This is a genomic window from Nonomuraea sp. 3-1Str (genome assembly GCF_031570565.1).
GTDB lineage: Bacteria > Actinomycetota > Actinomycetes > Streptosporangiales > Streptosporangiaceae > Nonomuraea.
In genome coordinates this window covers 189,097-200,562 of record NZ_JALHBK010000005.1, presented here as the reverse complement: position 1 = coordinate 200,562, position 11,466 = coordinate 189,097, and the positions used below count along the sequence as shown (strand labels likewise).

The following is an 11,466-nucleotide window of genomic DNA, read 5'->3' as shown; positions in this document are numbered from 1 at the left end:
AACCACCATTCCGGTCCGTCCCGGTGCGCTCCGCGCTTCGCGGCCGGCGCCTTTACGTCGTAGATCCCGTGCCCGGGGCTCAGGCGATGACCTGGAGCACTCCCGGCAGCGCCTCGCAGGTCACCGGGCCGGTCCCGAGCCGTTCGCCGTCGGCGTAGGCCGGCACGTCGGGCGCCTCCAGCCGCACGTGCCGCGCCCGCCGGACCGTGACGGACGGATGGCCGACATGCGTGCCCCGGTAGACGCCCGGGAAGACCCGCAGGAACTCCCCCACGCCCACCGCCCCCACCACGACCACGTCGAGCAGCCCGTCGTCGGGCCGCGCGCCCGGGCAGACCCGCATGCCGCCGCCGTAGGAGTGCGTGTTGCCGACCGCCACCAGCACCGCGTCACGCTCGACGACCTCCTCGCCGTCGAGGGTCACGCGGAACGGCACCGGCCGGAACGCGCGCAGCTCCGCCAGCACCGCCCGCACGTACCGGGCCCGGCCGGAGGGCCACGTCAGCCGGTTGGCGCGCTCGTTGACCCGGGCGTCGAAGCCGCAGCACAGCACGCCGGCGACCAGCTCCTCCGCCGCGCCCTTCCCGACCGGGCCCTTCCCGGCCGGCGCCTCCCCGATCGGGCCCTTTCCGGCCGGGCCGGTGACGGCGCGGGCCGCGTCGACCGGCCGCGTCCTCATGCGCAGCACGGTGCGGGCCGCCGCCATCGGGTCCGCGGGCACGCCCAGCCCTGTGGCGATGTCGTTGCCTGTGCCGGCCGGGATGATGCCGAGGGGGACGTCGGTGCCCGCCACGGCCTGGACGGCCAGATGGACCAGCCCGTCGCCGCCGAAGGCCACCAGCGCGTCGGGCCGCTCGGCCACGCACGCGCAGGCCCGTTCGAGGGCGTCGGCGGCGTCGGCCCCGGCGATCACGGAGACTTCCGCGCCGCCCATGCGCAGGCGGCGCACCACGGGCTCCAGCAGGCGCAGCGCGCGGCCGCCCCGGGCCGCGGGATTGACGAGCAGGGCGAGTCGAGGGGACACGCCCGGAACCTATCGCCTATCTGCCCGAACCGGAATCCTCTTCCACTGTGCCCGTGTCCTCCGGCAGCGGCGACGCCTCGTCGTCGGACAGGTGGGAGAAGTCCTCACCGGACGGCGCCCGCTTCTCGCGGAGGTACATGAACGCCTCCGCCAGGAAGTACAGCACGACCATGGGGGCGGCGAGCGCCATCATCGTCAGCGGGTCCCCGCCCGGCGTGATCACCGCGCCGAAGACGAACATGAGGAAGACCACCGTGCGGCGGTGCTTCTTCACGGTCGCGTGCGGCAGCACGCCGATGATGTTGAGGAAGACCAGCAGCAGCGGCAGCTCGAACGAGATGCCGAAGATCACCAGCATGATGAGCACGTAGCTGACGTACTCGTCGATCTGGATGATGGCCACCGTGTCGCTGGGCGCGAACCCCAGCAGGATGCCGAGGCTGGTGTCCATGATGAAGTACGCCAGCACCGCGCCGACGAGGAACAGCGGGATGGCCAGGCCCAGGAAGGCCAGCGAGTAGCGCTTCTCGTTGCGGTACAGGGCGGGCGTCACGAACGCCCAGATCTGGTAGAGCCAGACCGGTGAGGACACGACGATGCCGACCATCGCCGAGACCTTCAGGGTCAGGAAGAACGACTGGAAGATGCCGCCGTAGGTCAGCGTGCAGCCCGCGCGGAGCTGGTGCGCCTGCGGCGTGGCACAGAACGGCGCCTTGATGAACGCCCATACCGGATCGAAGAAGATCCAGCCGATGATGATCCCCACGATCACGGCGGCCGTCGCGATGAGCAGCCGGTTGCGCAGCTCCCGCAGGTGGTCCATCAACGGCATGCGGGCGTCGGCGTCGGGGTCGGGCTCCGGCCCTTTGCCGCTCGACTTGCCGCTCGACCGTTTCAGCAGCGCCATCTACCAGTCCAAGGTGACGAGGGGACGAGGAGGGAACAGACTTCAGACCTGCTTGTCGGCCTTGGCCGCGGCACGCAGCCTGGCGGCCTGCTCCTCCAGCTGGCGGGCCTGCTCCTCGGCCGACAGCGCCGGCGCCGGCGGGATCTGCTGGGCGGCGGGCTGCGGCTGGGGCTGGGGCTGCGCCTGCACCGTGGTCCGCTGCTCGTCCTCGTCGTCGTCGCGCAGCTTCGCCGTCTCCGACTTGAAGATGCGCAGCGACCGGCCGACGCCCCGCGCCATCTCCGGCAGCTTCTTGGCACCGAACAGCAGGACGAGCACCAGCGCGATGATCAGAAGCTCAGGAACTCCGAGGTTAGACATGTAACGTCCTTACCGGTTAGTGCGTTTGCAGCCATGATGGTACGCCGCCCGGGGGCCGGTCTTCATCCCCCCTGACCCCGCAATCCGGCCGAGTGGGACTCGATCGCCGCCCGCGCCACGGCCACCTCTCTGTTCAGACTACGCGCCGCGGCGGACACCCGTACACCTGCCCAGGCGAGCATTCCCAGGCCGGCCAGGGCCAGCACCGCCGCCACCACGATCCACGTCATGACCGGTGAGCGTACCGGGCCAGCGCCGCGTCGGCCTCCTCACGCACCCGCGCGGCCATCGACGGCGGCGAGACGATCCTGCCCGTGTCACCGAGCCGCAACGCAAGTTTCACCACCCAGTCCTCGTCCCGAGCCCGCAGCGTCACCCGCAGACGGCCCTCGCCGAGCTCCTCGGCCCGCTCGCACGGGTAGTACTCGGCCACCCAGCGTCCCGCGGCGGTGACCTCCAGCTCGACCATCTCGTCGGTGGGCGAGGGCCGGAAGACGCCCTGGGCCACGTCGATCGGCTCGGCCCCGGCGGGCGGGTCGGCGGGCACGTCGAGCACGTCCACGCCGAGCATCCGGTCCAGCCGGAACAGCCGCATGGCCTCGGCCCGGTAGCACCAGCCCTCCAGGTAGGTGCGGCCGTCGGCCACGACCAGCCGCATCGGGTCGACCTCGCGCGGCGTCACCTCGTCGCGGCCGGGCACGTAGTAGCGCAGCGACAGCCGCCGACGGCCGGTCAGCGCCTCGCGGACCCGGGGCAGCGCGTCGGGGGCGGCGTCCACGTCCACGGCGACCTGGCTGCTCACCGAGGACGCGCCCTCGCCCGCGGCCCGCTCCAGCTTGGCCACCACGCGCGGCAGCGCGTCGCCGGGGACCTCGGCCAGCTCCGGCATCGCGGCCAGCATGCGCAGCGCCACGAGCAGCGCGCTGGCCTCGTCGATGCCGAGCCGCAGCGGCCGGGCGATGGTGTCGGCGTTGTCGATGAGGATCTCGCCGCCGTCCCAGGACACGTCGATGAGGTCGCCCGGGGTGTGGCCGGGCAGCCCGCACATCCACACGAGCTGCAGGTCGTCGATGAGCTGCTTCTCGCTCAGCCCGAACACCTCGGCGACCTCGCCCACCTGGGCGCCCGGGTGGGACATCAGGTACGGCACGAGGGCGAGCAGTCTCGGCAGCCGGTCGGCGGAGCCGCTCACGCCGCCCCCTCGCCGGGCGCGGATCCGGTCATGCCGGTCATGCGAGGGCTCCCTTCAGTCTGCTGATGACGGCCTCACGGGCGTCCGGCGGCTCGACGACCTCCACGTCGGAGCCCAGGCTGGCCATCCACCCGGCCAGCCGCTCGGGGTCGGAGAAGGCCAGCTCCGCCTCGTCCCACTCCGCCGGCTCCTCCCGTGCGGGGCGGACGGCGCGGGCGAGCTGGCGCAGCCCCTGGCAGGTGCCCCGGCGCACGAGCACGACCGCCACGCGCTCCTCCATCGTGGACTCCTCCGGGAAGTCCACCATGGCGCGCAGGTCCACGCCCTCGGGCACCTGGACGGCGCCGGGCCGGCCCACGGTGGCGACCTGGCCGGTGATGCGGCTGAGCCGGAAGGCGCGCGGCGCCTGCCGGTCGCGGTCGAACCCGGCGAGGTACCAGCGCCCGCGACGGCTGACCACGCCCCACGGCTCCACGGTGCGGGCCCGGACGCTCTCGCTGCCGGCGCCGCGGTAGTCGAAGCGCACCGCCCGCCGGTCGCGCACGGCCTCCCACAGCGGCGGGAACGCCGGGTCGCGGGTGTCGACGCGCAGCTCCAGCACCCCCGTCTGGCCCAGGCCGCCGACGGTCTCGTCGGTGGCCACCCCGCCGGCGCGCAGCTTCAGCAGGGCGCCCGAGGCGGCCTCGGCCAGGCTCGCGCGCTGCCACACCTGGGCAGCCAGGCCCAGCACGGCCGCCTCGTCGGGCTCCAGAGTGATCTCGGGCAGCTCGTACGACTCGCGCCGGATGCGGTAGCCGGGCTCGTCCTCCCAAGGATCGCGCACCACGTCGATGGGGATGCCGATCTCGCGCAGCTCGTTCTTGTCGCGCTCGAACATCCGCTGGAACGCCTCGTCGCCGTCGCGGTCGTAGCCGGGCACCGCGTGGCGGATCTGCTCGGCCGACAGGGGACGGCTGGTGGCGAGCAGGCAGATCACCAGATTCAGCAACCGCTCGGTCTTACGGCGCGACATCTGCCTCACTCCTCCTTCATCGACGCTACCCTGCCCCCGTGATCAGATGGCGCAAGGGCGAGGTCGTGCGGATCCGCCGCGAGTGGCCGGGAGCGGTGGAGCTGGACGTCGCCGTGCCCGAGGGGCGGTGCCGGGCGCTGGCCTATCCGGCTCTGGTGGGCCGCCCGGAACCCGGCGACGAGGTGCTGCTCAACACGACGGCACTCGCGATGGGTCTCGGTACGGGAGGTTACGCCATGGTGGTGGCCGTCCCGAACCGTTTACCGGAAGATCCCCAAGGGCCGGGGCACCTGGTGAAGGCGCGCTACACCCCGATGCAGGCGACGGTGCTCGGCGCGGACGAGCAGGACTCCCCGCATCACGAGGTCCTGCGCGAGGCGGACTCGGTCGACGGGATGCCCGTGGTGGTGGCCGACCTGCACTCGGCGCTGACGCCGATCCTGTGCGGCCTGTACGAGGCGGTGCCCGGGGGCGCGGGCGGCGGCGTGCGGGTGGCGTACGTGATGCAGGACGGCGGGGCGCTGCCCGCGTGGTTCTCGATGGCGTGCGCGACGCTGCGGGAGATCGGCTGGCTGGCCGGGGTGGTGACGGTCGGGCAGGCGTTCGGCGGCGACGTGGAGGCGGTGACCACGCACACCGGGCTGCTGGCGGCCCGGCACGTGCTGGAGGCCGACGTCGCGATCGTGGCCCAGGGTCCCGGCAACCTCGGCACGGGCACGCGGTGGGGCTTCTCCGGCGTGTCGGCGGGCGAGGCGGTCAACGCCGCCGCCGTGCTGCTCGGCCGGCCGGTGGCGGCGCTGCGGGTCAGCGAGGGGGACCGCCGCGAGCGCCACCTCGGCGTGTCCCACCACTCGCTGACCGCCTACGGCCGCGTGGCGCTGGCGCGCGCCCGCGTGCCGGTGCCGCTGCTGCCGGGCGAGTTCGGCGAGCGCGTCCGCGACCAGGCCGAGCTGCTGGCCGTACGGCATGAGCTGGTGGCCGTGCCGGTGGACGGCCTGCACGAGGCGCTGCGCGACTCGCCGGTGCGCCTGTCGACGATGGGGCGGGGCCTGGAGGAGGACCTGGCCTACTTCCTGGCCTCGGCGGCGGCGGGCAGGCTCGCGGCCTCGCTGCTCTCGTAGGGCTCCTGGAAGGTGAACGCCTCGGGGCCGGGCCCGTGGGCCTTGAGGCGTTCCAGGCGCTCCATCCCCTCGGCCAGGGTCGGGATGTACCCCTCGGGCACCCACCACATCACCGCGTACGGCTCTGCGATGCGCAGGAACCACTCCCTGCGCCGGCGCAGCACGCCCAGATGGGCGCTGCGGTAGACGAACGACCACAGGGCGTCGACGGACTCCCACAGCGAGAAGGTGACCACCAGGTGGTCGCCGTAGTCGTGCGTGATCGTGGCCGTCGGGTCCTCCTCGCTCTCCTTCATCCGCCACACGAAGCCGGGGGCGCTGTCGGCGAGGTCGTTGATCGGCTCCAGGAGCTCGACGAAGGAGGCGAGCTCGGGCCCGTCGATGGGCGCGCGCAGATGGGCGACATTGAGCTGGGCGAGATGCATGGCGCTCAGCACACCACGCCTCGCGCTTCTATGTCAATCTTCATTTGTTTTAGAAGACCGAGGCGGATCGGCGAGGGAGACGCAGCACTCCCCCGGCCGCGGATCCAGCTCGGCCCGCTCCGGGCGGTCGCCCAGACCCTCCAGGAGGCCCTGGCACAGCGCGAGGTTCATCGAGCACACCAGCAGAGGCTGCTCCTGTGACAACGCGTGGAAGGGGCAGTTGCGCAGGCGCAGCCTGCCCGCCTCGGCGTACGGCTCGTAGCCCCGATCGCGCAGCACCGCCTCCAGGGGCTCGCCCCGGTGGCCGCGGGCCATCCGGGCGCCCGCCGCCCTGGCCGCCTCCTCCGCCCGCTCCTCGGCGCCCAGCGCGTCCACCACGCCCGCCAGCACGGAGGCCAGCACGCCGTAGTCGCGCGGCGGCAGGCTCCCCGCCCGCTCCCCCGAGGCCCGCCGGTACACCTTCGCCGGGCGCCCGCTGCCCGGGCCGCGCCGCTCCTGCTGCCTGAACCCGCTCTCCAGCAGACCGGCCTCGACCAGCTTGTCGAGGTGGTGGCCGGCGAGAGTCCTCGACACCCCGGCGGCCTCCGCCGCCTCGGCCCGGCCCACCTCGCCGCCGCCGCCCGCCACGGCCTCGTACAGGCTGCGCCGCACAGGGTCGTGCAGCAGGGACAGGGCCTCAAGGTGGTCTTCGCGCACAGCCGGAGTCTAGGCCGCGCCGGCGCCCTCCCCGGACGCCGGCGCGGCCCGCCCACGTACGTCAGTAGGCCGACAGGACGTCCACCACGAACACGAGCGTGCTGTCGGCCGGGATGCCCTGCTGCTCCTGCGCGCCGTAGCCCAGGTCCGGCGGGATGCTCATCACCACGCGGCTGCCGACCGGCACGCCCACGAGGCCCTTCTGCCAGCCCTGGATGACCCCGGACAGCGGGAACGACGCCGGCTGCCCCTTGGCCCAGCTGGAGTCGAACTCCTTGTCGGTGCCCCAGATCTTGCCGGTGTAGTGGACGGTCAGGGTGTTGGCCGCCTGCACCTTCTGGCCGGTGCCCTGGATCAGCGTCTTGACGACGAGCTCCTTCGACGGCTTCTCACCGGTCTTGGTGGTCAGCGTCGGGGCCTTGTCTCCGCCGGGGCTGACGACCTTGACGCCCTTGATGCTGTCGCCGGTCTCCTTGCCGGCGGCGGCCTTCAGCGGCTCGGGCGGCGCGCCGACGACGTCGATGACGAACACCTTGGTCGGCTGGGCGGCCTGCGTCTGCTGCGCCTGCTGCTGGGCGGAGTCGGCCGCCATCACGGCCAGCAGCCGGCCGCCGTGCTTGACCTTCGAGAAGCCGTCGCGCAGCACCTGCGGGAGCTGGTCGGAGACCGGGATGGTCTCCGGCTGCTTGGTGTCGTAGGAGGAGCCCTGGAAGGCGTTCTGCTTGCCGTCCCAGTTGTAGACGGTCAGGTTGACGATGACCTGGCCGCCCGTCTTGACCGCCGGGCCGGTGCCCGGGGCGATCACCTCGTACGACGACTTGGTGGCGGGCGTGCCCGAGATCGTCACGGTGGGCTTGACGCCCACGTTCCCGGTGACCTTCACGCCCGCCGAGCCGCTTCCGGCCCCGTCGGAGCTGGAAGCGGTACTCGGGGCGTCGGAGCCGCACGCGGCGGCGAAGAAGATCAAAGGCACGGCGGCCAGGACGGCCAGGGCGCGGCGCATGGAGTTCCCTCGGTGGCGACAGCAGATTCGCGTCACCCTATCCGACCGTCGGGTAGGGCCGAGGTAAACCAGCGGGTAAAGCGGCTACATCCCGGCGATGAGCTTGTCCACCCGCTCGTCCACGCTGCGGAACGGGTCCTTGCACAGCACGGTGCGCTGCGCCTGGTCGTTCAGCTTCAGGTGGACCCAGTCGACCGTGAAGTCGCGCCGCTTCTCCTGCGCCTTGCGGATGAACTCGCCGCGCAGCCGCGCCCTGGTCGTCTGCGGCGGCACCGACTTGGCCTCGAAGATCTTGAGGTCGGACGCCACCCGCTCCACCGAGCCGCGCTTCTGCAGCAGGTAGTACAGGCCGCGCTTGCGATGCACGTCGTGGTAGGCCAGGTCGAGCTGCGCCACCCTCGGCGAGGACAGCGGCAGGTCGTACTTCTTGCGGTAGCGCTCGATGAGCTGGTATTTCGTCACCCAGTCGATCTCGCGGGCCACCAGGTCGAGGTTGCCCGTCTCGACCGCGGTCAGCGTGCGCTCCCACAGCTCCAGCACCCGCTGGGCGACCGCGTCGCCGCCGCGCCGCTCGACGAAGTCCTTCGCCTTCGACAGGTACTCCTGCTGAATCTCCAGGCTCGACGCCTCGCGGCCGTTGGCCAGGCGGACCCTGCGGCGGCCGGTCATGTCGTGCGAGACCTCGCGGATGGCCCTGATCGGGTTCTCCAGCGACAGGTCGCGCATCACGGTGCCGGCCTCGATCATGCGCAGCACCAGGTCGGTGGCGCCGACCTTGAGCAGCATGGTCGTCTCGCTCATGTTCGAGTCGCCGACGATGACGTGCAGGCGGCGGAACCGCTCGGCGTCGGCGTGCGGCTCGTCGCGCGTGTTGATGATCGGCCTGCTGCGGGTGGTGGCGCTGGAGACGCCCTCCCAGATGTGCTCGGCCCGCTGCGACACGCAGTAGACCGCGCCGCGCGGCGTCTGCAGCACCTTGCCGGCGCCGCAGATGATCTGCCGCGTCACGAGGAACGGGATGAGCACGTCGGCCAGCCGGCCGAACTCGCCGTGCCGGCCGACGAGGTAGTTCTCGTGGCAGCCGTACGAGTTGCCGGCGGAGTCGGTGTTGTTCTTGAACAGGTAGATGTCGCCCGCGATACCCTCTTCGCGCAGCCGCTTCTCGGCGTCGACGAGGAGGCCCTCGAGGATCCGCTCCCCGGCCTTGTCGTGGGTGACGAGCTCGATGACGTTGTCACACTCGGGTGTTGCGTACTCAGGATGGCTGCCCACGTCGAGGTACAGGCGTGCGCCGTTGCGGAGGAAGACGTTGCTCGATCGGCCCCAGGACACGACCCGCCGGAACAGGTAGCGCGCGACCTCGTCGGGCGACAGCCTGCGCTGTCCCCGGAACGTGCAGGTCACGCCGTACTCGTTCTCCAGCCCGAAGATGCGACGATCCATCACCTCACACTATGCCCACGGATCGGCTCGCGGGAGGGATCTTCGGCGTGTTTTGCCGCCCCACGCCCTTCCGGCCCCCCGCCCACCCGCTTCGTCCCACCCTGACCCCCGACGTCCCGGCCGTCACGCGTCGCGGCCCCTCTCGCGTCCGGCCGTCCTTCCCTGGGCATCCGCACGCGACCCCCGTGGGCCCGCCGCCGTTCCAGGGGCCGCCCGGACACGGGAACGCCGCCTCCTCCCGGGTGGGAGGGGCGGCGCGTCACGGCTGTCCTGGACGACGGCCCGCGAGGAGGTCAGGGGGTGTAGATCTCCTGGACCTTGACGATCTGACCCTTGTAGACGGTGATCAGGGACGCCTGGCCGTTCTTCTTGTGCCGCTTGAGCAGCACCGAGCGGGAGCAGCGCTTGTCGCCGAGCCCGGTGGAGCGGCTGACCGTCATCTGCGACATGGTGGCCTTGCAGCCGAACGCCGAGAGGTACACGACGTCCTTGGCGACGGTCGAGGCGTAGGCCGTCACGTCACCCTCGGGCGGGCCGACGAAGAAGCCCTCGGTCCGGGTGCCCTTCTTCCACTTGATCGGCTCGTACTCGGCGACACTGCCACGGACCACGGTGATCCATCCGCGCAGGATGCCGTCGTGCCGCGAGCGGATGCCCTTGGTGAAGTCGTGCTTCGGGTCCGCCTGGAAGGTCGTCCCGAAGATCTTCGGGGCCTTGAAGTCCGGAATCGGCCGCCGAGCCGCGACGGCCGCGGAGGGGGCGGTGGAGGCGCCCGTGGAAGTGCCCGTGGTAGCGCCCGTGGAAGTGGACGCCCCGGCGGCCGCGCCGGAGGTCAGGACCAGGGCCGCGGTGGCGCCGCCCGCGAGAAGCGTGCGCAGGGAAGTCTTCACGGACAGATGAGATCCTGCGCCTCCCGCCGGAGTTCGACCCATCAATGGTGACATAGGTCACATTCTCCGGCGGGAGGCGTTCACCGGCCGGGTCAGATCAGCTCGTACACCACGTTGACGATCACGGACACCGACGACTCGCCGGGGCTGACGAACGCACCGTCGGCCATCGCGTACTGCCGTGTCGGCGCCTCGGCCTGCTCGTCCATCCGCACGACCCGGCCCACGTGCCGGCCGGCCAGCGCCGCGAGCTGCCGCGCCTTGGCCAGCGCGTCCCGGTAGGCCGCCGCCCGCGCCTGCTGCACGAGCGTCTCACCCTTGGAGATCTCGAACGTGACACCGTTGATCTGGACCTCGTCGCCGACGGCCGCGACGGCGTCGATGACGGCGTCGGCCCGCGACAGGTCGCGCAGCAGCACCTCCACGCCCTGGGAGGCCCGGTAGCCGACCACCTGGGCGCCGTCCTTGTACTCGGCGCCGAGGGTGAGGTTCTCGGTCCGCAGGTCGTTCACGGAGATCCCGGCGCCCTGGACGGCGGCGGCGAGCCGGGCCCGCGTGGCCTTGGCGGCGCTGAACGCGGCGGCGGCGCGGTCACGGCGCACCTCGACGCCGACGCTGAGCCGCATGACGTCGGGCGGCGCCTGGACGGTTCCGCGTCCGACGACGGTGAGCTGCGCCGGCTCCCCCGGCCACGTGCCGGCCGTACGCGAGGAGACGCCGGACGACCCCGAGACGTGAGGAGCCGTACGCGAGGAGACGCCGGACGACCCCGAGACGTGAGGAGCCGTACGCGAGGAGACGCCAGGCGATCCCAGGGCGTGGGGGGACGGACGTGAGGAGGCGCGGGAGGACGGCCCCGAGGAGGCGGGACGTGGCGTGCGGGCGATGGCCCCGTGGGACACGTGCCCGGCGGGCCGGGAGGCGTGCGGGGTGGCGGGGCGGGCGAGGGAGGGAGACTCCGGCTTGGGCCCGGCGGACGCGAGCGCGGGGACGGCCTGCGCTCCCAGGAGGACGAAGGTGGCGGAGGCCACGACGGCACTCAGTTTGATCATGAGGTCATGGCAGCACCCGGCAGCCCGGCCGCCCCGCCGCCGACACCCGGCCCGCCCGACATTTGACCGAACCCGGCGGCCACGGGGATGGCACCGGGCCGTCCCTTTACCGACGCCCACCGGCCCCCGCCGCACGTGCCGCACAGAAGCCCGGCCGCTCTGCCCATCCGCCCGCTCTGCCCATCCGCCCGCCCGCCCGCTTGCCCGCCCACGCACGCGGGCGCTGGGGGTTCAGAGGGCCGTCGGATGCCGAGCGACTGGAAGGCGGGCGGCTGGGAGGTGAGCGACGCCGACGGCCTCCACGGCGCGTGGAGGTCGTCGGCGCGGGCGGGGAATGTCGC

General features: G+C 72.5%; 13 protein-coding genes. 1 reads left to right on the top strand and 12 read right to left on the bottom strand.

Annotated features, from left to right (window positions below; all coding sequences use genetic code 11):
* Window positions 1-79 precede the first annotated feature (79 nt).
* From MTP10_RS11485 to MTP10_RS11460, 6 genes are all read right to left on the bottom strand, one after another.
* A complete protein-coding gene (locus tag MTP10_RS11485) occupies window positions 80-1,024 on the bottom strand; it encodes a diacylglycerol kinase family protein (protein ID WP_310709065.1) in 945 nt (314 codons plus the stop codon).
* Between the two features lie 16 nt (window positions 1,025-1,040).
* The gene (gene tatC / locus MTP10_RS11480) at window positions 1,041-1,931 is read right to left on the bottom strand and encodes a twin-arginine translocase subunit TatC (RefSeq protein ID WP_310709064.1); all 891 of its coding nucleotides are present in this window, start codon (window positions 1,929-1,931) and stop codon (window positions 1,041-1,043) included.
* A gap of 42 nt (window positions 1,932-1,973) precedes the next feature.
* Window positions 1,974-2,291, bottom strand: a complete 318-nt coding sequence (gene tatA / locus MTP10_RS11475) for a Sec-independent protein translocase subunit TatA (protein WP_310709063.1) — start codon at window positions 2,289-2,291, stop codon at window positions 1,974-1,976.
* Between the two features lie 62 nt (window positions 2,292-2,353).
* Complete coding sequence (locus MTP10_RS11470; RefSeq protein WP_310709062.1) at window positions 2,354-2,521, bottom strand: hypothetical protein; 168 nt, start codon at window positions 2,519-2,521, stop codon at window positions 2,354-2,356.
* The gene (locus tag MTP10_RS11465) at window positions 2,518-3,483 is read right to left on the bottom strand and encodes a WYL domain-containing protein (protein ID WP_310709061.1); all 966 of its coding nucleotides are present in this window, start codon (window positions 3,481-3,483) and stop codon (window positions 2,518-2,520) included. Before MTP10_RS11465 ends, MTP10_RS11470 begins: the two co-directional genes overlap by 4 nt.
* 37 nt (window positions 3,484-3,520) lie before the next feature.
* Window positions 3,521-4,495 carry a WYL domain-containing protein gene (locus tag MTP10_RS11460; RefSeq protein ID WP_310709060.1) on the bottom strand — a complete coding sequence of 325 codons (975 nt, stop codon included), beginning with the start codon at window positions 4,493-4,495 and terminating at the stop codon, window positions 3,521-3,523.
* A 38-nt stretch (window positions 4,496-4,533) separates the two neighbouring features.
* Between MTP10_RS11460 and MTP10_RS11455 the strand changes: the two genes are divergently transcribed.
* The gene (locus tag MTP10_RS11455; RefSeq protein ID WP_310709059.1) at window positions 4,534-5,616 is read left to right on the top strand and encodes a DUF3866 family protein; all 1,083 of its coding nucleotides are present in this window, start codon (window positions 4,534-4,536) and stop codon (window positions 5,614-5,616) included.
* Here MTP10_RS11455 and MTP10_RS11450 read toward each other — a convergent pair.
* From MTP10_RS11450 to MTP10_RS11425, 6 genes are all read right to left on the bottom strand, one after another.
* Entirely contained in the window at window positions 5,562-6,041 is a 480-nt protein-coding gene (locus tag MTP10_RS11450; RefSeq protein ID WP_310709058.1) for a DUF3291 domain-containing protein, read from the bottom strand. The two genes, MTP10_RS11455 and MTP10_RS11450, sit on opposite strands and share 55 nt — an antisense overlap.
* A gap of 33 nt (window positions 6,042-6,074) precedes the next feature.
* The gene (locus MTP10_RS11445; RefSeq protein ID WP_310709057.1) at window positions 6,075-6,737 is read right to left on the bottom strand and encodes a helix-turn-helix domain-containing protein; all 663 of its coding nucleotides are present in this window, start codon (window positions 6,735-6,737) and stop codon (window positions 6,075-6,077) included.
* A gap of 61 nt (window positions 6,738-6,798) precedes the next feature.
* Complete coding sequence (locus MTP10_RS11440) at window positions 6,799-7,740, bottom strand: FKBP-type peptidyl-prolyl cis-trans isomerase (protein WP_310709056.1); 942 nt, start codon at window positions 7,738-7,740, stop codon at window positions 6,799-6,801.
* An 84-nt stretch (window positions 7,741-7,824) separates the two neighbouring features.
* Entirely contained in the window at window positions 7,825-9,183 is a 1,359-nt protein-coding gene (pafA, locus tag MTP10_RS11435) for a Pup--protein ligase (RefSeq protein ID WP_310709055.1), read from the bottom strand.
* A gap of 293 nt (window positions 9,184-9,476) precedes the next feature.
* Window positions 9,477-10,073 (bottom strand): hypothetical protein, encoded by a 597-nt coding sequence (locus MTP10_RS11430; protein WP_310709054.1) that lies wholly within the window; start codon window positions 10,071-10,073, stop codon window positions 9,477-9,479.
* Between the two features lie 92 nt (window positions 10,074-10,165).
* Window positions 10,166-11,125 carry an SIMPL domain-containing protein gene (locus tag MTP10_RS11425; RefSeq protein WP_310709053.1) on the bottom strand — a complete coding sequence of 320 codons (960 nt, stop codon included), beginning with the start codon at window positions 11,123-11,125 and terminating at the stop codon, window positions 10,166-10,168.
* Window positions 11,126-11,466 lie beyond the last annotated feature (341 nt).

Coding starts and splice junctions, on each gene's coding strand:
- tatC (WP_310709064.1), bottom strand. CDS start 1,931: ATGGCGCTGCTGAAACGGTCGAGCGGCAAGTCGAGCGGCAAAGGGCCG.
- tatA (WP_310709063.1), bottom strand. CDS start 2,291: ATGTCTAACCTCGGAGTTCCTGAGCTTCTGATCATCGCGCTGGTGCTC.
- MTP10_RS11470 (WP_310709062.1), bottom strand. CDS start 2,521: ATGACGTGGATCGTGGTGGCGGCGGTGCTGGCCCTGGCCGGCCTGGGA.
- MTP10_RS11460 (WP_310709060.1), bottom strand. CDS start 4,495: ATGTCGCGCCGTAAGACCGAGCGGTTGCTGAATCTGGTGATCTGCCTG.
- MTP10_RS11450 (WP_310709058.1), bottom strand. CDS start 6,041: ATGCATCTCGCCCAGCTCAATGTCGCCCATCTGCGCGCGCCCATCGAC.
- MTP10_RS11440 (WP_310709056.1), bottom strand. CDS start 7,740: ATGCGCCGCGCCCTGGCCGTCCTGGCCGCCGTGCCTTTGATCTTCTTC.
- pafA (WP_310709055.1), bottom strand. CDS start 9,183: ATGGATCGTCGCATCTTCGGGCTGGAGAACGAGTACGGCGTGACCTGC.
- MTP10_RS11425 (WP_310709053.1), bottom strand. CDS start 11,125: ATGATCAAACTGAGTGCCGTCGTGGCCTCCGCCACCTTCGTCCTCCTG.